Source organism: Streptomyces sp. NPDC006923, from assembly GCF_040635655.1.
Lineage (GTDB): Bacteria > Actinomycetota > Actinomycetes > Streptomycetales > Streptomycetaceae > Streptomyces.
Genome location: NZ_JBEYIF010000007.1, coordinates 144,218 through 164,819, shown reverse-complemented (window position 1 = coordinate 164,819; position 20,602 = coordinate 144,218). Strand labels below are relative to the sequence as shown.

Sequence of the window (20,602 nt, the reverse complement as noted above, 5' to 3'; positions counted from 1 at the left end):
CAATGGCTGACCCGTGCCACGGGTCACGGTGAAGGGGACACCGCACCATGTCCGAAGTCAACACTGACCGGCGCCAGGGGGGCTGGACCCGGTTCGTCACCGCGCGCCCGAGGCTCTCGCTGCTGGTCGCGCTGGTGATCACGGCGCTGGCGGTGGTCGCCGGGAGCGGGGTCGGGGACCGCATGGGCAGCGGCGGCTGGCAGGACCCGGACGCCGAGTCGACCTATGCGACCAAGGCGCTGGAGCGGGAGTTCCCCGCCTCCCAGCGGAATCTGCTGCTGCTTGTCGACACCGGGCGGCGGAGCGTGGACGACCCCGCGGTGGCCGCCGAGGCCAAGCGCCTCACCGGCCGTCTCGCGGCCGAGCGGGGGATCACCGGGGTCGGGTCCTACTGGCAGACGGGATCGGCCGCGCTGCGCGCCGAGGACGGCCATGGGGCGCTGATCGCGGTGCGGATCGAGGGGGACGAGAAGACCGCAGCGGCCGTTCTGGACCGGATAGCGCCCGAATTCCGGGGGGCGCGGGGGCCGCTGCGGGTCTCGGTCGGCGGGCCCGTCGCCGTGCAGCACGAGATGCAGAGCATCATCCAGGAGGATCTGGTGCGTGCCGAGCTGATCGCCCTGCCGGTGACCCTGGTGCTGCTGGTGATGGTCTTCGGAAGCGCGGTCGCCGCCCTGTTGCCGCTGGGCCTCGGGATCGTGGCGATCCTGGGGACCGACGCGGTGCTGCGCGGGATCACCGAGCTGACCGACGTCTCGGTCTTCGCGCAGAACCTCACCACGGCGCTCGGGCTCGGACTGGCCGTGGACTACGCCCTGTTCATCGTGCGCCGATTCCGCGAGGAACTGGCCGGAGGGGCCGAGGTGCGCGAGGCGGTGGGTATCACGCTGCGGACCGCGGGCCGCACGGTGCTGTTCTCCGCGCTGACCGTGGCGGTGTCGCTGGCCGCCATGCTTGTCTTCCCGCAGTACTTCCTGCGGTCCTTCGCCTACGCGGGCATCGCGGTGGTGCTGCTGGCGGCGGCCGCCGCGCTGATCCTGCTGCCGGCCGCGCTGATGCTGCTGGGCCACCGGGTCAACGCCCTGGATCTCAGGCGGCTGTGGCGCTCCCCGGGGCGCGGGCGGCGGACGTCCGGGGCGGCGGAGCGGACGGCGCTGTCCGGCGCCTCCGGGAAGTCCCGGGCCGAGGGGGCGGGCTGGGGCCGGGTGGCGGCGCTGGTGATGCGCCGGGCCCCGCTCTTCGCCTTCGCGACGACGGCGGGGCTGGTGCTGCTCGGACTTCCGTTCCTGGGAGTCAAGTTCGGCACGGCGGACTACCGGCAGCTCCCGTCGAGTGCCGAGTCCCGGGTGGTGCAGGAGGAGATACGGGACGCCTTCCCCGGCGGCCCCAGTGGCGCCCTCCAGATCTTCACGGAAGGCACCGTCTCGGCGGCGGAGTACGCCGACTACCGCGGCCTGATCTCCGGTCTCCCGGGGGTGGCGCGGGTCGACGGGCCCGTCATCTCCGGCACCTCCGGCGGGGACGCGTACTTCACCGTGCTGCCCCGGGGCGAGGCGGCCGGGGAGGACGCACAGCGGCTTGTCCGGGAGATCCGGGAAGTCCGCGCGGAGCCCGCCGGGTTCGGCGCCTCGGTGACGGGCCCCGCGGCCGTACTGGTCGACTCCAAGGACGCGATAGCCGACCGGCTGCCCTGGGCGGCGGGCATCATCGTGGTGGTGACGCTGCTGCTGGTGTTCCTGCTCACCGGCAGCGTGCTGATACCGGTCCAGGCGGTCGTGCTCAACGCCCTGAGTCTCACCGCGATGTTCGGAGCGGTGGTCTGGGTCTTCCAGGACGGCCATCTCTCCGGACTGCTCGGCTTCATCTCCACGGGCGACATCGAGACGACCCTGCCGGTCCTGATGTTCTGCGTGGCCTTCGGCCTCTCCATGGACTACGGGGTCTTCCTGCTCTCCCGGATCAAGGAGGAGTACGACCGCGGCGGTGACCATGAGCGGGCGGTGGCCTTCGGGCTGCGGCGCACCGGCGGGCTGATCACCGCGGCCGCGGTGATCCTCGCCGTGGTCATGGTGGGCATCGGCACCTCGCGGGTGACCAACACCAAGATGCTGGGCCTCGGTATCGCGCTCGCCGTTCTGATGGACGCGATGGTGGTGCGCAGTCTGCTCGTCCCCGCGGTGATGAAGCTGACGGGAAGGGCGACGTGGTGGGCCCCTGGTCCGCTGCGACGCTTCCACGACCGGTTCGGCCTGAGCGAGGGCGAGTCGGCGCCGGCCGCCCGGGCCACCGGGGCCCCCGAGGGCGACGCCCCAGGGAACGGCACGGGACGGGCCGCGCGGGAGTACCCCGCCACGCAGGGGACGGAGAAGCCCGGGGAGGTCACGGGAGGAGACAGGGCACGCGTCTGAGCGCGCATCCGGGTCACGGGGCGGCGGTGGATCCGGCATGCCGTGCCGGCCGCCGGCCGCCTCGCGGAGGAGCAGGGTGGAGGCCCCGTACTTGATCGGTTCGATCGGCACGGGGCCTCGCGCCCGGTCCCATGGTCACCTCCCGGTCATCGCCGGGACGTCAGCGCCGGCTGCCTCTGTTGCCGGGACGCTTGGCCACCCAGGCGCGCACGGTGTCCGCGTACCAGTAGGGCCTGCCGTTCTCCACATGGTCGGGCGGTGGGAGCAGCCCGTGTTTGCGATACGAGCGGACCGTGTCCGGCTGTACGCGGATGTGCGCTGCGATCTCCTTGTAGGACCAGAGCCTTTTGTCTGTCATGAATGCACCTCCCCGCACCCGCCGCAGGGGCGGCCTGTGGGCCGTCGAGGGAGCTGTGGCGAAGCGCTGGTGATCACCAGCCTGTGCCTCTTGTGCGACGGAGAGTGATGGGGAGACCGACGTTGTCGCTCCCCCGTGACGGAAGACCCGCGTAATGGAGATATGCGTGACGGTAGAGGGACTCTTGTGACACATGCGAGACACTTCACCTATTGACTCATGGGTGCGTGTGCGGCCCATATGTTCGATGCTGGGCGGGTCGGGTCACCCGGATCCAGGAAAACCGCCGAGCCCCGCCGTCCGGGGCCCCGTCCGCTCCGGGGCCCTCCGGTTCAGGCGCCGCAACTCCGCAGAAAACGGCGGGTACGCGCGGCGATCGGGTAGGGCTTGTCGGGCGGACAGGGATACATGTCCTGCTCGACGATGGCGAAGAGATCGACGTCCAGCCGCCGCGCTGCCGCCAGCACCGGCTCCAGCGCCGGGATCCCCGCCGGCGGCTCGCACATCACTCCGCGCCCGACGGCCGGCCCGAACGGCACCTCGTCCGCGACCACCTCGGCGAGGATCTCCGGATCCACCTGCTTGAGGTGGAGATAGCCGATCCGTTCGCCATAGGTCTCGATCAGCTTGACGCTGTCGCCGCCGCAGTACGCGTAATGCCCGGTGTCCAGACAGAGCGAGACCAGCGAGGGATCCGTGGCGTCGAGGAAGCGGCTGACGTTCTCCTCGCTGTCGATATGGGTGTCGGCGTGCGGGTGGACGACGATCCGCAGCCCGTAGCGGTCCCGGACCTCCCGCGCCAGCCGCTCGGTCTGGACGGTCAGATCGCGCCACTGCCCCGGGGTGAGGGCCCGGTCCTCCAGCACCTCGCCGGTCTTGTCGTCGCGCCAGAAGGAGGGGATGACCACCAGATGGTCCGCGCCCATCGCCCGGGTGAGCGCCGCGATGTCCGCGACATGCGCCCAGGTCTCCTCCCAGACGGCGGGCCCGTGATGGAGCCCGGTGAAGACGGTCCCGGCCGAGACCTTGAGCCCGCGCCGCGCGGTCTCCTCGCCCAGCCTGCCGGGATCGGTCGGGAGATAGCCGTAGGGGCCGAGCTCGATCCACTCGTAACCGGCCTCGGCGACCTCGTCGAGGAAGCGCTGCCAGGGGACCTGCAGAGGGTCGTCGGGAAACCACACGCCCCAGGAATCAGGGGCCGATCCGACCCGGATGCGGTGGGGTGCGGGTGCAGAGGAGGTCATGTGCGTCAGCTTTCAGGCCGCTCGGAAAGAGTGTCAAGACTTGGTCCGAATGTCAGGACAAAACGTTGACAGGGTTACTGCGGCGGGGCTAGACCTGGGGATGGCCACCCAACCGAAGGGACACGTATGCCCGAGCCGTACGACGTGATCACCATGGGCCGGATCGGGGTGGATCTCTATCCGCTGAAGAGCGGCGTCCCCCTGGCGCGGGTGGACACCTTCGGGAAGTTCCTCGGCGGCTCACCGACGAATGTCGCCGTCGCGACGGCCCGGCTGGGCCGCCGCGCCGCGGTCATCACCCGCACCGGGCGGGACGCCTTCGGCACCTATCTCCACCAGGCACTGCGGGAGTTCGAGGTCGACGACCGCTGGGTGACGGCGGTCGAGCGGTACCCGACCCCGGTCACCTTCTGCGAGATCTTCCCTCCGGACGACTTCCCGCTCTACTTCTACCGGCAGCCCAAGGCCCCGGATCTGGAGATCCGCACGGACGAGCTGGATCTGGACGCGATCCGGTCCGCGCGGATCTTCTGGATGACCGGCACGGGCCTGTGCGCGGAGCCCAGCCGCTCGGCGACCCTGGCGGCGCTGGAGGCCCGTGGCCGCTCCGGAATCACCGTCTTCGATCTCGACTGGCGCCCCATGTTCTGGCCGTCCCCCGCCACCGCTCCCGCTGACGGGAGCCGCGTACCCGCCTCCGGCGGCGCCGCTCCGGCCGCTCCGAAGGAGTGGTACGCGCGGGCGCTGCGCCACGCCACCGTCGCCGTCGGCAATCTCGACGAGTGCGAGGTGGCCGTCGGAGAGCGTGAGCCCCACGCGGCCGCGCGGGCGCTGCTCGCCGCGGGGGTCGAGCTGGCCGTCGTCAAACAGGGCCCGAAGGGCGTGCTCGCCGTCCACCGCGACGGCAGCCGGGCCGAAGTGCCCCCCGTGCCGGTCGAGGTCGTCAACGGCCTCGGCGCGGGGGACGCGTTCGGCGGCGCCCTCTGTCACGGGCTGCTCGCCGGCTGGGAGCTGGAGCGCGTCATGCGGTACGCCAACGCCGCGGGCGCCATCGTGGCCGGCCGGCTGGCCTGTTCCTCCGCGATGCCGTACGACAGCGAGGTCCTCCGGGTCCTGGCCGGCGGCCCGGTGCCGGCGCGGGATCCCAGCGTCCCGTCCGGTCCTGGTCAGGAGCCGCCGAGGGCTTCCATGACGGCTCCCGGGGCCGCCTCATGACCCGCGTCGATGTCTCCGAACTGGTCCGGCTGCGTACGCACCACCCCGAGGCCGTCGCGGAGGCCGCCGCGCGCCGGGTCCGCAGGCCCCTGGTGCGCTCCGGCGGGCGGCTGATGATCATAGCCGCGGATCATCCGGCCCGGGGCGCCCTCGCCGTGGGCGACCGCCGCCTCGCCATGGCCAACCGCCTCGATCTGCTGGAGCGGCTCTGTCTGGCCCTGTCGCGCCCCGGCGTGGACGGGGTCCTGGCCTCCGCGGACATCCTCGACGACCTGCTGCTCCTCGGCGCCCTGGAGGACCGGGTCGTCGTCGGCTCGATGAACCGGGGCGGTCTGGCCGGCGCCGCCTTCGAGCTCGACGACCGCTTCACCGGCCACCGCCCCGAGGACCTGACCCGGCTCGGCTTCGACGCGGGCAAGCTGCTGCTCCGTATCGACTACGACGACCCGGGCTCCCTGGACACGCTGCACTCCGCGGCCCGCGCCGTCGACGCCATGGCCGAGCGCCGTCTCCCGGTCTTCGTGGAACCGTTCATCTGCCAGCGCGTCGAGGGCCGGCTCCGCACCGACCTCGGCGCGGAGGCCGTGACGCGCTCGATCGCCATCGCCTCGGGACTCGCCGGTACCTCGGCGTACACCTGGCTGAAGCTTCCCGTTACCCGGAACCCCGACGATATGGCCCGGGTGCTGGAGACCTCGACGCTCCCGGCCGTCCTGCTGGGCGGCGAGACCGGGGGCGATCAGGAGGGCGCGTACGAGAAGTGGCGCAAGGCGCTGCGACTGCCCACCGTCCAGGGGCTGGTGGTGGGCCGCTCGCTGCTCTATCCGGTCGGCGGGGACGTGGCGGAAGCCGTCGACACCGCCGTGGGTCTGCTCTAGGGGGTACGGACACATCATGACGACCGACGACGAGCAGCGTGAGCGGAGTGAGCCGTACGAGGGCCATGTGCCCGCGGGCAGCGCCGCGGCGGGACCGTACACCCTCGACATCGATCCCCGGCGGGCCGGCTGGTCCCACAGCAGTCTGCGCGTCCTGGATCTCCCGCCCGGCGGTACCCACGCGCTGGCCACCGGCGACAGCGAGTGGATCGTACTCCCGCTCACCGGCGGTTGTACGGTGCACACGCACGGCGATTTCTTTGAACTGCTGGGCAGGGAAAGCGTGTTCAGCGGAGTCACGGACTTCGCGTACCTCCCGCGCGACGCCCATGCACAGATCGCCTCCGGTGCGGGAGGCCGCTTCGCCCTGGCAGGAGCGAAGTGCGAGCGACGACTCCCCGCTCGCTACGGCCCCGCGCCGGAGGTTCCGGTCGAACTGCGCGGCGCGGGCGGCTGCTCGCGCCAGGTCAACAACTTCGCCGCCGCCGGTGTCTTCGAGTGCGACCGGCTCATCGCGGTCGAAGTGCTCACGCCCGGCGGAAACTGGTCGTCCTACCCCCCGCACAAACACGACGAGCACCAGCCGGGCGTGGAGTCCGAGCTGGAGGAGATCTACTACTTCGAGATCGCCGGCGACGGCCTCGGCTACCACCGGGTCTCGCCGTCGCGCCCCGGCGGTACGGACGTCCTCGCCGAGGTCCGCAGCGGTGACACCGTCCTCATCCCCGACGGCTGGCACGGCCCGTCCATCGCCGCGCCCGGCCGGGACATGTACTACCTCAATGTGATGGCGGGACCCGGCGCGTCCCGGGAGTGGCTGATCCGCGACCATCCCGACCACGGCTGGATCCGGGACACTTGGCCTGGGCAGGCCGTCGACCCGCGCCTGCCGCTGTACGGAGCCGAGGAGGGCCCCCGATGAGCACGCGCCGCCTCACCGTCGCCCAGGCGCTGATCTGTTTCCTGTCCCGGCAGTACACCGAGCGGGACGGCCGCAGACAGCGGCTGATCAACGCCACCTGGGGCATCTTCGGCCATGGCAATGTGGCGGGCATCGGCCAGGCCCTTGTCGAATCCCGCGCGGACATGGCGTACTTGCAGGGCCGCAACGAACAAGCGATGGTGCACGCCGCCGTCGGCTACGCCCGCCAGAGCAACCGCCTGTCCACCCATGCCGTGACCACCTCCATCGGCCCCGGTGCCACCAATCTCGTCACCGGTGCCGCCCTCGCCACCATCAACCGCCTCCCGGTGCTGCTGCTCCCCGGCGACACCTTCGCGACCCGCCCCGCCGATCCGGTCCTCCAGCAGCTCGAAGTTCCCTCCGCGGGCGATGTCTCCGTCAATGACGCCCTGCGGCCCGTCTCGAAGTACTTCGACCGGGTCACCCGCCCCGAGGCGCTGATCCCGGCCGCGCTCGCCGCGATGCGGGTGCTGACCGACCCGGCCGAGACCGGAGCCGTGACGCTCGCGCTGCCCCAGGACGTGCAGACCGAGGCACACGACTGGCCGGAGGAGTTCTTCGCCGAGCGGGTCTGGCGCGTCCGCCGTCAGCCGCCCGATCCGTACGAGCTGGCCGAGGCCGTACGGCTGGTGCGCGCGGCGCGCCGGCCCGTGCTTGTCGCGGGCGGTGGTGTGCACCACAGCGCGGCCGAGGAGACGCTCGCCGCGCTGGCCGGGGCGACCGGTATCCCGGTCGCCTCCACCCAGGCGGGAAAGGGATCGCTGCCGTACGACCATCCCTGCGATGTCGGCGGTGTCGGTCACACCGGCACCGCCACCGCCGACGAACTGGCCAGGACGGCGGACCTGGTCATCGGCGTCGGCACCCGCTGGTCGGATTTCTCGACCGCGTCCGCCACGCTCTTCGCCCATCCCGCCGTCCGCTTCCTCAATGTCAATGTCACCGGCTTCGACGCCCACAAGCTCGCGGCCCAGCCGCTGGTGGGGGACGCCCGCACGGCGCTGGAAGGACTGGCCGCCGGGCTCGCCGGACACCAGGTCGCACCGGAGTACGTGGCCGAGTACACCGGGGACAAGGAGCGCTGGGAGTATCGCGTCGAGGCCGCGTTCACGGCCGACGAGGTCGACGACGAGGATCTCGTACGCCCCACCCAGGCACAGGTCCTCGGAGCACTCGACGCGCTCGTCACCGGTGAGGACATCGTCATCAACGCCGCCGGATCGCTTCCCGGCGATCTCCACAAGCTGTGGCGGACCCGCGCCCGGGACCAGTACCACGTCGAGTACGGCTACTCCTGCATGGGTTACGAGATCCCGGCCGCCATCGGCGTCCAGCTCGCGGCCCCCGGCCGGCCCGTCTGGGCGCTCGTCGGGGACGGTACGTATCTGATGAATCCCACCGAGATCGTCACGGCCGTCCAGGAGCGGCTACCCCTCAAGGTCGTGATTCTCCAGAATCACGGCTACGCGTCCATCGGCGGGCTCTCCGAGTCGGTCGGCGCGGAACGCTTCGGCACCGCCTACCGCTACCGGGCCGCCGACGGCGCGTACACCGGTGCCCCGCTCCCCATCGACCTGGCCGCCAACGCGGCGTCTCTCGGCATGCGGGTGATCCGCGCCAAGACCATTCGTGACCTGCGTGAGGCCCTCGCCGAGACGCGCGCGGCGGACGCCCCCACATGTGTCTATGTGGAGACCGAAACGGCAGACACTGTGTCCGGCGTGCCTCCGGCCCAGGCGTGGTGGGATGTTCCCGTGGCCGAGACCGCCGGCCGCGCGCCCGCGGTCAAGGCCCGCGAGGAGTACGACCGGCACGTGACTGCCCGGCGCCGCCATCTGTGAAGGAGCACGCAATGAAGACCGTCAACCACTGGATCGGTGGCAAGACCGTCGAGGGCGCGTCGGGCAACTGGGGACCGGTCACCGACCCGGCGACGGGCGCCGTCACCACCCGGGTCGCGCTGGCCTCCGAGGCGGAGGTCGACGCGGCCGTCGGCGCCGCGAAAGCCGCCTATGCCACCTGGGGCACCTCGTCCCTCGCCCAGCGCACCGGCATTCTCTTCCGCTATCGCGCCCTGCTCGACGCGCACCGCGACGAGATCGCCGCGCTGATCACCGCCGAGCACGGCAAGGTGCACTCGGACGCGCTCGGTGAGGTCGCGCGCGGTCTGGAGATCGTCGAGCTGGCCTGCGGGATCACCACACAGCTCAAGGGCGAGCTGTCCACGCAGGTCTCCGGCCGGGTGGACGTGTCCGCGATCCGGCAGTCGCTCGGAGTCGTCGCCGGTATCACGCCGTTCAACTTCCCGGCGATGGTCCCGATGTGGATGTTCCCGCTGGCGATCGCCTGCGGAAACACCTTTGTGCTCAAGCCCAGCGAGAAGGATCCCTCGGCGTCGGTCCTGCTGGCCGAGCTGGCCGCCGAGGCGGGCCTGCCCGACGGCGTGCTGAATGTCCTGCACGGTGACAGGACCGCGGTGGACGCGCTGCTCGCGCATCCCGATGTGGCGGCGGTGTCGTTCGTCGGCTCCACCCCGATCGCCCGCCACATCCACAGGACGGCCTCCGCCAACGGCAAGAGGGTCCAGGCACTCGGCGGCGCCAAGAACCACATGCTGGTGCTGCCGGACGCCGACCTGGACGCCGCCGCGGACGCGGCCGTCTCGGCGGCGTACGGCTCCGCCGGTGAGCGCTGCATGGCGATCTCGGCGGTCGTGGCCGTGGGCGCGATCGGCGACGAGCTGGTCGCCAGGATCCGCGAGCGCGCCGAGAAGATCAAGATCGGTCCGGGGGACGACCCGGCCTCGGAGATGGGTCCGCTGATCACCAGGGCCCACCGGGACAAGGTCGCCACCTATGTCACGGGCGCGGCGGCCCAGGGCGCCGAGGTCGTCCTGGACGGTACGGGCTACACGGTCGACGGCTTCGAGGACGGCCACTGGATCGGCCTGTCGCTCCTCGACAAGGTCTCCACCGACTCCGACGCGTACCGCGACGAGATCTTCGGGCCCGTGCTGTGTGTGCTGCGCGCGGACACCTATGAGGAGGGCGTCGCGCTGATCAACGCCTCGCCGTTCGGCAACGGCACGGCCATCTTCACCCGCGACGGCGGTGCCGCCCGCCGCTTCCAGTTGGAGATCCAGGCGGGCATGGTCGGGGTGAACGTGCCGATCCCGGTTCCTGTCGGCTACCACTCCTTCGGCGGCTGGAAGGACTCGCTCTTCGGTGATCACCACATCTACGGCAACGACGGCGTGCACTTCTACACCCGCGGCAAGGTGATCACCACCCGCTGGCCGGACCCTTCGGAGGCCCCCACGGGCGTGGACCTGGGCTTCCCGCGCAACCACTGACCCTCCCGCCTCCTCGTGGGGCAGGCCGACTACGGCCCGTACGGTTTCTCGCATCCGTACGGGCCGTAGTCGTACGGTGGTATGCGGCGGTTCGTGCCGGTTTGCCGGTTCGAGCGAACCCGGACCGGTTCGGGCAGGCTCCTCGGCGCGGCCGGTCCATGTAGGCGTGCTGCCCGATTCCGAATGTTTCGGTGGCATTAACGGTATTGGCTAAGAATGAGTCATTTGAGCCACTGTCGTAATATAGATGTTACATACAACTGATCCGCCCCGGTGCGGCGTCCTGCCCGTGGACGCGCTGCCCGTCCATGGCCCCCGACCTGCACCTCGGCCTCCGATCGGAAGCAGGAGGGCACATATGTGCGGCATCACTGGATGGATCTCCTTCGACCGTGATTTGCGCGCCGCGTCCGAAACCCTGGACGCGATGACGGAGACGATGGCCTGCCGGGGCCCCGACGCCCGGGGCACCTGGACCGAGGGCCCGGCGGCCCTCGGACACCGGCGGCTGGCGATCATCGACCTGCCGGGCGGCCGGCAGCCGATGACCTTCGAGACCCCCCGGGGCACCGTCGCGCTGGTCTACTCGGGCGAGGCGTACAACTTCACCGAACTGCGCCGCGAACTGACCGGCCGAGGCCACCGGTTTCTCACCGACTCCGACACGGAGGTCGTCCTGCACGGCTATCTGGAGTGGGGCGCGGCCGTGGCCGAACGCCTCAACGGGATGTTCGCCTTCGCCGTCTGGGACGGCAGGGACCAGAAGCTGGTGATGATCCGCGACCGGATGGGCATCAAGCCGCTCTACTACTACCCGACCCCCGACGGAGTGCTCTTCGGCTCCGAGCCCAAGGCGATCCTCGCGAACCCGCTCGCCCGCGCCCGTGTCGGCCTGGACGGGCTGCGCGAGGTGTTCGCCTTCGTCAAGACGCCCGGCAACGCGGTGTGGGACGGCATGTACGAGGTGGAGCCGGGCACCGTGGTGACCGTGGACCGAGGCGGCCCGCGCCGGCACGTCTACTGGTCCCTGGAGACCCGGCCCCACCCCGATGACAAGGCGGCCTCGGTGGCGCGTGTGCGCACGCTGCTGGAAGACATCGTGCACCGTCAGCTCGTCTCCGACGTGCCGCGCTGCACGCTTCTCTCCGGCGGCCTCGACTCCTCCGCCATGACCGCGCTGGCGGCCCGGCAACTGGCCGGGACCGGGGAGACCGTCCGCAGCTTCGCCGTCGACTTCGTCGGCCAGACGGAGCACTTCGTCGCCGACGGCCTGCGCGGCACCCCTGACACACCCTTCGTCCATGACGTTGCGCGCGCCTCGGGCACCGAGCACCAGGACATCGTGCTCGATTCCAGTGAACTGGCCGACCCGGAGGTCCGGGCCCGCATGATCAGGGCCCGGGACCTTCCCATGGGTCTCGGAGACATGGACGCCTCCCTCTATCTGCTCTTCCGGGCCATCCGGGAGCACTCGACGGTCGCGCTCTCCGGCGAGTCGGCCGACGAAGTCTTCGGCGGATACCTCCAGTTCTTCGACGAGGAGGCCAGACGGGCCGACATGTTCCCCTGGCTGGTGCGCTCCGACCAGTACTTCGGAGACGAGGCCGATGTGCTGCGGCCGGAGGTGAACAGGGCCATGGACCTGCCCGGGTTTATCAACGACAGCTACAAGACGGCCGTCGCGGACATCGAACGCCTCAGTGGCGAGAGCGACTTCGAGTACCGGATGCGCCGGATCTGCTATCTGCACCTGACCCGGTTCGTCCGGGTGCTGCTGGACCGCAAGGACCGCGCCAGCATGGCGGTCGGCCTGGAGGTCAGGGTGCCCTTCTGCGATCACCGGCTCGTCGAGTACGCGTACAACGCGCCGTGGTCCCTGAAGTCCTTCGACGGCAGGGAGAAGAGCCTGCTGCGGGAGGCGACCGCCGATGTCCTGCCGAAGTCGGTCTACGACCGGGTGAAGAGCCCCTATCCCTCCACCCAGGACCCGAAGTACGCGGTCGCCCTCCAGGAACACGTCAAGGACCTGCTGGCCGACCCCTCTCATCCGGTCTTCGGGCTGGTGGACCCGGACAGGCTCAGGCGGGCGGCGGAACGGCACATCCCGCAGATCACCATGGCCTCGCGCTACGGCCTGGAACGCACCCTGGACCTCGCGGTCTGGCTGGACCTCTACCACCCGGAGGTCTCGCTCTCCTGAGCGGCCCGGCGAACACCTCTCCCGGCGGATCAAGGCCGGATCAAGGCGGCGGCTCCGCGCGGCCCGGCGTACCGCGTCTGGTGTACGGCGGCGCCATGCCGTACTACCCGAGGAGGCCCCCGAGTTCCGACTGGTGTCAGCGTTACCGGGCCCGCTACCCGTTTAGGGTTCAAGCATGGAGATCCGAACCCCCCGGCGGTCCCGGCTGAGAACACGCTGGCTCGCGGGCACCGCCGCCGTCCTGGTGCTCGCCGGGGCGGGCACCTGGACCGCCGTCGCCTCGGACGGCGCGCCCACGGTCCAGCGGAAGGACCAGGTGCTGGCGATGCCGGGCGCCCGGATCGACACCTCCTATTTCACGGCGGGCAGCGGACGCAGGCCCGCCGTGCTGATCGGGCACGGGTTCGGCGGCAGCAAGACCGATGTGCGGGCCCAGGCGGAGAAGCTCGCGCGTGACGGATACGCGGTGATGACCTGGTCCGCGCGGGGCTTCGGGAAGTCCACCGGTGAGATCGGGCTCAATGACCCCGACCACGAGGTCAAGGACGTCTCCCGGATGATCGACTGGCTGGCCCGCCGCCCCGAGGTGCGGCTCGACGGCACGGGCGATCCCCGGGTGGGCGTGACGGGTGCCTCGTACGGCGGCGCCATCTCCCTGCTCGCCGCCGGATACGACAAGCGGGTCGACGCGATCGCCCCGCAGATCACCTACTGGAACCTCGCCGACGCGCTCTTTCCCAACGGCGTCTTCAAAAAGCTCTGGGCCGGGATCTTCTTCTCCACCGGTGGCGGCTGCACCACGTTCGAGAAGCGGCTGTGCGAGATGTACCAGCGGGTCGCCGTCTCAGGACGACCCGACGCGGCCGCCCGTGAGCTGCTGGAACAGCGCAGCCCGTCCGCCGTCGGCAGCCGTATCGATGTGCCCGCCCTGATCGTCCAGGGTCAGTCCGACTCACTGTTCCCGCTCGGCCAGGCCGACGCCATGGCGAAGACGATCAGCGGCAACGGCGCTCCCGTCGACGTCGACTGGGCGGCCGGCGGCCATGACGGCGGCGACCAGGAGGCGGACCGGGTCCAGGGCCGGATCTCCTCGTGGTTCGACCGCTATCTCAAGGACGACAAGGCCGCGGACACCGGGCCCGCGTTCCGCGTGAGCAGGACCGGCGGCGTCGATTCCACCGATGGCCGCACCCAGCTCCGCGGCGCGAGCAGCGACCGCTATCCCGGCCTGGCGAGCGGCGCCACCCGCGTCCCGCTCAGCGGCGGCACGGCGGCCTTCGCCAACCCCGCGGGTGCGGCGCCGCCCGCCATCTCCGCCGTACCGGGCGTCGCCGGCGGGCTCTCCCAGCTCTCCTCGCTCGGCGTCGGGCTCTCCGTCGACTTCCCGGGACAGAACGCCCACTTCGACTCCCGTCCGCTCGGTGAACCGCTGCGGATCACCGGCTCGCCCACCGTCCGGGTGACCGTCACCTCCAGCAGCGGTGACGCGGTGCTCTTCGGCAAGGTCTACGACGTCGGCCCCGACGGCCGCCGCCAGGTGCTGCCCTCGCAACTCGTCACCCCCGTCAGGGTCGAGGACGCGCGACAGGGCAGGACCGTGGAGCTGACGATGCCCGCCGTGGACCACCTCGTGGAGGCCGGACACCGGCTGCGGGTCGTCCTCGCCGCCACCGACCTCGGCTATGCCTCTCCGGTCGCTCCGGCCACCTACCACGTCACCGTGGACGGCGCCCTGACCGTGCCGACGATGCCCGCTCTCACCACCGGCTCCACCGCGCTGCCCTGGTGGACCTGGGGGCTTCCGGCCATGGGCGTACTGGTCGCGGCCGCACTGCTCCTCACCGCACGGCGCCGTACCGTCGCACCCGCGCCCGATCCCGCACTCGCCGGGGTACCGCTCCAGATCACGGATCTGACCAAGCGCTACTCCGCGTCCGCCGACCGCTATGCGGTCCGCGATCTCTCCTTCCGGGTCGAAAAGGGACAGGTGCTCGGGCTGCTCGGTCCGAACGGTGCCGGCAAGACCACCACCCTGCGCATGCTGATGGGGCTGATCAGCCCCGACGCGGGGGAGATCAGGGTCTTCGGGCACGCCATCCGGCCGGGCGCGCCGGTGCTCTCCCGGGTCGGTTCGTTCGTCGAGGGAGCGGGCTTCCTGCCGCATCTGTCGGGCCGGGCCAATCTGGAGCTGTACTGGCAGGCGACCGGCCGGCCCGCCGAGGACTCCCATATCGAGGAGGCCCTGGAGATCGCCGGCCTCGGTGACGCCCTCGCGCGGGCCGTACGCACCTACTCCCAGGGCATGCGGCAGCGGCTGGCCATCGCACAGGCCATGCTCGGTATGCCGGATCTGCTGATCCTCGATGAACCGACCAATGGTCTCGACCCGCCCCAGATCCGCGAGATGCGGGACGTGATGATCAGATACGCGGCCGGCGGCAGGACCGTCATCGTCTCCAGCCACCTCCTCTCCGAGGTCGAACAGTCCTGTACACATCTCGTTGTCATGCACCGGGGCCGGCTCGTCCAGGCCGGTCCGGTCGCCCAGATCACCGGCTCCGGCGACACCCTGCTCATCACCACCGCCGAGAAGGTGCCGGAGCCCGTCGTCGAGAAGATCGGCGCGCTGACGGGTGTCGGCTCCGCCGTCCGCACGGACGACGGCCTGCTGGTCCAGCTCGACGGCGCGAGCACCAGCGCACTGATCACCGAGCTGGTACGGCTGGACGTACCGCTGACGGGTGTCGGACCGCACCGCCGCCTGGAGGACGCGTTCCTCACCCTGATCTCCGGAGGCTCCGCATGAGCACGCTGACCGAGTCGGCCCCCGGCTACCGGGCGCGGCACACCCTGCCGCTGCGGGTCGAGGCGCTGCGGCAGCTCAGGCGCAGGCGGACGCTGGCCATGGGCGCGGTACTGGCCGTCCTGCCTTTTGTGCTGATCGTGGCCTTCGCGATCGGGGGCACCCCCGGAGGCGAGGGGGACGACCGGCTGAGCCTGATGGACACCGCGACCGCTTCCGGCGCCAACTTCGCCGCCACCTGTCTCTTTGTCTCGGCGGGCTTCCTGCTGGTGGTGCCCGTGGCGCTGTTCTGCGGGGACACCGTCGCCTCCGAGGCGAGCTGGTCCTCCCTGCGCTACCTCCTCGCGGCGCCCGTGCCGAGGACCCGGCTGCTCTGGAGCAAACTGGCGGTGGCGCTCGGGATGAGCGCGGCGGCGATGGTGCTGCTGCCGCTGGTCGCGCTGGCGGCGGGCACGGCGGCCTACGGCTGGGGCCCGCTCGAACTGCCGACGGGTGGCTCTCTGGCCACCGCCGACACCGTGCCGCGGCTGGCGCTGATCGTCGCCTTCATCTTTGTCTCCCAACTGGTCACCGCTGCGCTCGCTTTCTGGTTGTCGACCAAGACCGACGCCCCGCTGGGCGCGGTCGGTGGCGCGGTCGGTCTGACGATCATCGGCAATGTGCTGGACGCTGTGACGGCGCTCGGCTCCTGGCGGGAATTCCTCCCCGCGCACTGGCAGTTCGCGTGGGCGGACGCACTCCAGCCGCAGATGGAGTGGGGCGGCATGGTGAAGGGCACAGCCGTGTCGGTGACCTATGCCGTGGTGCTCTTCGCGCTGGCCTTCCGGGGGTTCTCCCGCAAGGACATCGTGTCGTAGCGCGCCCGGGGCGTTCCGACGCCGTGGCGAGCGACGCAGCCGCCGTCGCGCGCCCGCCGGGACTTTCGAAGCACGCCTTAGATCCAGCCACGACGAGCCGCTTCCGCGCCCGCCCGGAAGCGGCTTGTCGTGCCGAGAGCGGTGAGCAGGTCGCCGACCCGGCGGCTGTAGGTCCGGCTGGACATGCCCAGCCTTGTCGCGGCCGCCTCGTCGGTGAGCCCGGCCAGCAGCGCCTCCAGCACGGGCCGTAGCTGTCCCGGCATGACTCCGGGCGCGGGGACCATGGCCGTGGGAAGCTCCTCACCCGTCTCCCACCATGTCTGATGGGTGCGGACCAATGCCTGGACGACCGCCTGATCGCGGATCAGCAACACCCCGTGGTAGTGGAGTTGGAGATCGAGCGGGACCGCGGCGACCGCACGGTCCACCAGGACCATCTTGAACGGAATGGAGTCCGTCTGTCTGACCCGTCCGGGAAACTGCCGGGGCAGCGGAGACGGCAGCCCTGCCAGCCCGTGCCGGGGCACGATCCTGCGGACGCTGATCGCCGAAGGGCGCCCCCGCGCTCTGCCGCCGCCACCACCGCTGTGGCTCGGGCCGGACCGCTCGCCCGCCGCGCGCACACAGGCCCCCGCGAACTCGAGGAACTGCTCCGGGATGGCCTGCCCCAGACAACTGCCCGGGTCGTCGAAGACGAGTATTTCGCGCCGAGTGGAGCGGATCAGGGCGGTGAGCGTCGCCATCACCTGCCGGACTCCCCGGATGGGCCGGCCCGGCGGATGGAGCGTGTCCACCACGTCCTCCCGCACCACGCCCACCGACAGCGTCGACCTGTTGAGCACAGAACCTGAGACTTCTGCCACGGCTGACCACCCCCGCCATCCCCTCGGAGCCGTACGCCACTCCATGTACTCACACGACTGCACACTGTGACAAGTGCCAGTTCAGAGTGTGGCGACTCCATGCCAGACGCTCAGCAAATGGGTCTTTTCTCCCGCACTCTGGTGTTCGACCCGCACGAGACGGGCCAAGACGCGCGAGACGATGGGGAGATCACGATGAACAAGCGACTGACCGGCACGTTCCTGGCCGCGTCGGCGGCGCTTTCCCTGGTGGTGCTGTCGCCGGCCACGGGAAGCGTCCAGGCGGCGGACCGGGTCGGCCCGGCCGGACTCCTCAACTGCTCGACCAGCACGGACGGCTGGACCGGCAGGGCGGACTGCACCAACCACAGCGGGCAGGTGGTCGCCTTCCGGGCGGTTGTGGTCTGCGGATGGTGGCCGGACGCCTACGGGGCCTGGCAGACCCTGCGACCCGGCTGGTCCGGCTGGTCGTCGGCGACCTGCGGCGGCGGCTCCGGCGTCGGCAGCGTGAGCTGGCAGGAGGGCTGACCGGAGGCTCCTGGGGGCCCCGGACGCCCGGCCACCGGGGGAGCCGGCCCCCTGGAATCGATCGTCCGGGCCTGATCGACAACCGCTCAAGAACCGGTCCACGCAGGGTATGTAGTGCGCCATGATGTTCGGCATGGCCACTTTGCTGCTCGCTCTCGCCGCGATCTCCACGGGTCTGTACGCGGGCTACTTCCTTATCTTCCAGGTCGGCATAATGCCCGCCCTGGGCCGGCTGACGGACGCGCAATTCGTACCGGCCATGCGCAGGATCAACGAGCTTGTGCCCCGTCCCGTCTTCCTCCTGACCTTTTTCGCCATCGTGGCGTTTCCGGCCGCCGCCCTCGCCGTGCCCGTCGACGGACGCTCGGAGAATCAGCGGTGGCTCCTGGTGGCGGGACTGGTCTGCGCCGTCGTCAACCACCTGATCACCATCGGCGGCAATGTCCCGCTCAACAACGCGCTGGCCGCCTCCACTTCCTCACCGGACAGCGTCGCGCGCGCGGCCTTCGAGTCCCGCTGGAACGCCTGCCACCGGATCCGCACCCTGTTCTCCGTGGCCGCTTTTGTCCTGGTGGTCAGCGCCACGCTGTCCTGACCCGGACGTCCTCGCGGGACAGACCCGGGACCGTCGGAGACGCGCCGCGTTCTTCGGCGGTCCCGGGCCCCGGCGGTCCCGGGCCCCGGCGGTCCCGGGCCCCGGCGGTCCCGGGCCCCGGCGGTCCCGGGCCCCGGCGGTCCCGGGCCTCGCGGTGCGGCCGGCGACACGGCGGTCGCCGCTACGCGGGCGCCGCTCCCCGACCGTAAGGACCGGCGATGCCCAGCAGGTGGGCCGGTGGATGGTCGATGTCGAGATCCGGCCGCCAGGCGGTCAGGATCTGCGCGGAGGGCACAAAGAGCGGGCTCGGCAGCTCATCGGTGCCGGTCCAGTGCCACTCGCCGACCAGTTCCGGCTCGGCCGCCACAGGAACGCCTTCGTACACCGTGAGTACGGCCGCCATGGTCACGCGCGTCAGGCCCGTGACCGTGTCGTGCAGCATCGCGAACACGGTCACGTCCTGCTCGGAAGCGCGCAGGCCGGTTTCCTCAAGCAGTTCGCGTACGGCCGCGGCGCCGACGGACTCGCCCGGTTCGATCTTGCCCCCGGGCAGTTCCCACGTGCCTCCGTGGTGCAGGCCGAGCAGGATACGGCCGGCGCCGTCCCGCACGATCACCCCGACGCCGATCGTGGCATGAGCAGCGGGCGGCCGGGCGCCGCGGGGCCGGCTGGTCACGCGAGGGCGCGGCAGGGTCGCGCGCCGTCGAGCCCGGATGAGCCGGCCGTCAACGGGCCCTCCCGGTGCCCCGCCGCCGAGGGGAAGGATCTCCTCGACGGTGAAGCCGGCCTCGACGAGCAGGTCCTCCCACAGCTCCGGTGTGAGATCCCCGGTCCGTACGGCGAGTTCGAGCCGCCCGCCCGGCCGGACCTGCTCCGTGAGAGACGCCGGCAGCCGGGGCGGATCGGCGTGGGCGCCGCAGCGCCCGGCCCCGCCCCGGAGATCGAGGACAAGGCATCCGCCGGCCTCGTCGCGCTCCTCGACGACGCAGACACAGTGATCGCTCATCCGAAGGTCCCCCGCTCCAGTCGGGCCAGTGTGCGCAGGCCGCGTTCAGTGACTTCGTCGTCGCCGTTGGCCGGCCCGTACGCCAGACAGCTCACGGCGTCGAGCGCCGCCAGGGAGGGCAGCACCTGGCGCTCCGCGTCGGTCAGTGAGCGGCCGTAGCCCTGGAAGAACGCGGCGCGCAGATCGGCGCGTTCCTGCCACGGCCCGCAGGCCAGCCGTACGAAGTCCTGTACGGCCGGGGCGTACCGGGACCGCTCGAAGTCGATGACCGCCGCCTGCCCCGACCACAGGACATTGCGTTCCTGGGCGTCGCCGTGGATATGGCCGGGTGTCAGCCGGTCGGTGAGCGCGAGCACATGCCCCGCCGCGCGGCGCGCGCGTGCGCGGCGGTCGCCGGTCAGGAGGTCCCCGGCGCGCGCGAGGTGTTTCTCCACGTCGGCGGCCGTGCGCTCGGCCGCCGCCACCGCTTCCCTGGCACCCGAGGCGGGCATCCTCTCCGTCCCGTGCAGACGGCGGAGGAGCGCCCCGAGCTGCCGGTGCGCCGTGCGGCGTTGCGCACCGCCCGGGGCGAGCCGTGAGACGGGTGCGCCGGGGACCGCGGTCAGGAGCAGCGCCAACTGCCGGGCGTCGGTGTCCACGAGCCGTGGGGCGCTGCCGAATCCCAGGGCGGGTACAGCCGACTGGTATCCGAAGGTCTCGCGTTCGTAGAACTTCGCGGTCGGTGCCTGCTTGAGGAAGAAGCGCCGGTCATGGGCTCCGGTGATGCCCCATACCCGTGAGTTCTCCCGCGCGTGCGACGCGTCGTGCACGGCGTGGAGCGGTCCGATCAACCGCTCCGCCCACGTCCGGAGCGGTGCCGGCAGGGGTGTGGCGTGACTCATGCACCCCACCTCGGTGACGGTCGTGATGACATGCCGGCGCGGCGGCCGAGGGCGTCAACCGGGCGAGCGCCCACCAGGACGGTCGCGCCGCCGCTCTCGAACACGGGATGGCCGGCGACGACGCGAGTGGGAGCGGGGACAGGACGCATGATTCCTCCGAAGTGCGCGGTGGTCTGGTGGGGCGCCCGGACAACGGACCTGATCAAGGGCCTGTAACGGGGCACGCGGAGGGAATCATAGAACAAACGTTCGAGCCTGACGTGAGAGCCGTGCGCGGCGGGGTCCGTGGGCTGTGATGGAGCGTTCGAACCACTCGTGGGGTGGGTGGTCACTCGATCGGGGGATTGCAGGAGAGCGGTGAGGCGAGGGTACGGGACCCCGGGGACGGCGCGGGCCTCGTCGGCGAAACAGACGGGGCGAAAGCGGCGGGGACACCTGCCCGGCCTTGGG

16 protein-coding genes are annotated in these 20,602 nt (G+C 71.2%); 11 read left to right on the top strand and 5 right to left on the bottom strand.

The features are described from left to right. Positions 1-47: 47 nt before the first annotated feature. Positions 48-2,408 carry an MMPL family transporter gene (locus tag ABZ707_RS16390; protein ID WP_360174269.1) on the top strand — a complete coding sequence of 787 codons (2,361 nt, stop codon included), beginning with the start codon at positions 48-50 and terminating at the stop codon, positions 2,406-2,408. Between the two features lie 160 nt (positions 2,409-2,568). On the opposite strand, the gene ABZ707_RS16385 is transcribed toward ABZ707_RS16390, so the two are convergent. Continuing rightward, positions 2,569-2,766, bottom strand: a complete 198-nt coding sequence (locus ABZ707_RS16385) for a MerR family transcriptional regulator (protein ID WP_360174266.1) — start codon at positions 2,764-2,766, stop codon at positions 2,569-2,571. 332 nt (positions 2,767-3,098) lie between these two features. Continuing rightward, positions 3,099-4,010 (bottom strand): sugar phosphate isomerase/epimerase, encoded by a 912-nt coding sequence (locus ABZ707_RS16380; protein WP_360174263.1) that lies wholly within the window; start codon positions 4,008-4,010, stop codon positions 3,099-3,101. Between the two features lie 126 nt (positions 4,011-4,136). Between ABZ707_RS16380 and iolC the strand changes: the two genes are divergently transcribed. From iolC to ABZ707_RS16340, 8 genes are all read left to right on the top strand, one after another. Continuing rightward, positions 4,137-5,225, top strand: a complete 1,089-nt coding sequence (iolC, locus tag ABZ707_RS16375; protein ID WP_360174260.1) for a 5-dehydro-2-deoxygluconokinase — start codon at positions 4,137-4,139, stop codon at positions 5,223-5,225. After that, on the top strand, positions 5,222-6,103 hold the full coding sequence (locus ABZ707_RS16370) for a deoxyribose-phosphate aldolase (protein WP_360174257.1): 882 nt from the start codon (positions 5,222-5,224) through the stop codon (positions 6,101-6,103). Before iolC ends, ABZ707_RS16370 begins: the two co-directional genes overlap by 4 nt. 16 nt (positions 6,104-6,119) lie before the next feature. Beyond that, positions 6,120-7,025 carry a 5-deoxy-glucuronate isomerase gene (gene iolB, locus ABZ707_RS16365; protein ID WP_360174254.1) on the top strand — a complete coding sequence of 302 codons (906 nt, stop codon included), beginning with the start codon at positions 6,120-6,122 and terminating at the stop codon, positions 7,023-7,025. After that, positions 7,022-8,908, top strand: coding sequence for a 3D-(3,5/4)-trihydroxycyclohexane-1,2-dione acylhydrolase (decyclizing) (gene iolD / locus ABZ707_RS16360; RefSeq protein ID WP_360174251.1), 1,887 nt, complete (start codon positions 7,022-7,024; stop codon positions 8,906-8,908). Before iolB ends, iolD begins: the two co-directional genes overlap by 4 nt. An 11-nt stretch (positions 8,909-8,919) precedes the next feature. After that, positions 8,920-10,419, top strand: a complete 1,500-nt coding sequence (locus ABZ707_RS16355) for a CoA-acylating methylmalonate-semialdehyde dehydrogenase (RefSeq protein WP_360174248.1) — start codon at positions 8,920-8,922, stop codon at positions 10,417-10,419. Positions 10,420-10,777: 358 nt separating this feature from the next. Beyond that, entirely contained in the window at positions 10,778-12,619 is a 1,842-nt protein-coding gene (gene asnB / locus ABZ707_RS16350) for an asparagine synthase (glutamine-hydrolyzing) (RefSeq protein WP_360174245.1), read from the top strand. A 175-nt stretch (positions 12,620-12,794) separates the two neighbouring features. Further along, positions 12,795-15,425 carry an alpha/beta fold hydrolase gene (locus ABZ707_RS16345; protein WP_360174242.1) on the top strand — a complete coding sequence of 877 codons (2,631 nt, stop codon included), beginning with the start codon at positions 12,795-12,797 and terminating at the stop codon, positions 15,423-15,425. Then, positions 15,422-16,279 carry an ABC transporter permease gene (locus tag ABZ707_RS16340; protein ID WP_360174239.1) on the top strand — a complete coding sequence of 286 codons (858 nt, stop codon included), beginning with the start codon at positions 15,422-15,424 and terminating at the stop codon, positions 16,277-16,279. The genes ABZ707_RS16345 and ABZ707_RS16340 overlap by 4 nt, the downstream gene beginning before the upstream one ends. Before the next feature lie 77 nt (positions 16,280-16,356). Here ABZ707_RS16340 and ABZ707_RS16335 read toward each other — a convergent pair whose 3' ends face one another. Further along, positions 16,357-17,142, bottom strand: a complete 786-nt coding sequence (locus ABZ707_RS16335) for a DNA-binding response regulator (protein WP_360174236.1) — start codon at positions 17,140-17,142, stop codon at positions 16,357-16,359. Positions 17,143-17,337: 195 nt separating this feature from the next. Here ABZ707_RS16335 and ABZ707_RS16330 point away from each other — a divergent pair, with 195 nt between their 5' ends. Next, on the top strand, positions 17,338-17,670 hold the full coding sequence (locus ABZ707_RS16330) for a hypothetical protein (protein WP_360174233.1): 333 nt from the start codon (positions 17,338-17,340) through the stop codon (positions 17,668-17,670). Positions 17,671-17,803: 133 nt separating this feature from the next. Further along, positions 17,804-18,265 carry an anthrone oxygenase family protein gene (locus tag ABZ707_RS16325; protein ID WP_360174230.1) on the top strand — a complete coding sequence of 154 codons (462 nt, stop codon included), beginning with the start codon at positions 17,804-17,806 and terminating at the stop codon, positions 18,263-18,265. Between the two features lie 181 nt (positions 18,266-18,446). On the opposite strand, the gene ABZ707_RS16320 is transcribed toward ABZ707_RS16325, so the two are convergent. Both ABZ707_RS16320 and ABZ707_RS16315 read right to left on the bottom strand, forming a co-directional pair. After that, entirely contained in the window at positions 18,447-19,271 is an 825-nt protein-coding gene (locus tag ABZ707_RS16320) for an NUDIX domain-containing protein (RefSeq protein ID WP_360174227.1), read from the bottom strand. Continuing rightward, positions 19,268-20,152: an aminoglycoside phosphotransferase family protein gene (locus ABZ707_RS16315; protein WP_360174224.1), complete on the bottom strand. Its 885-nt coding sequence runs from the start codon at positions 20,150-20,152 to the stop codon at positions 19,268-19,270. Before ABZ707_RS16315 ends, ABZ707_RS16320 begins: the two co-directional genes overlap by 4 nt. Positions 20,153-20,602: the final 450 nt, after the last annotated feature.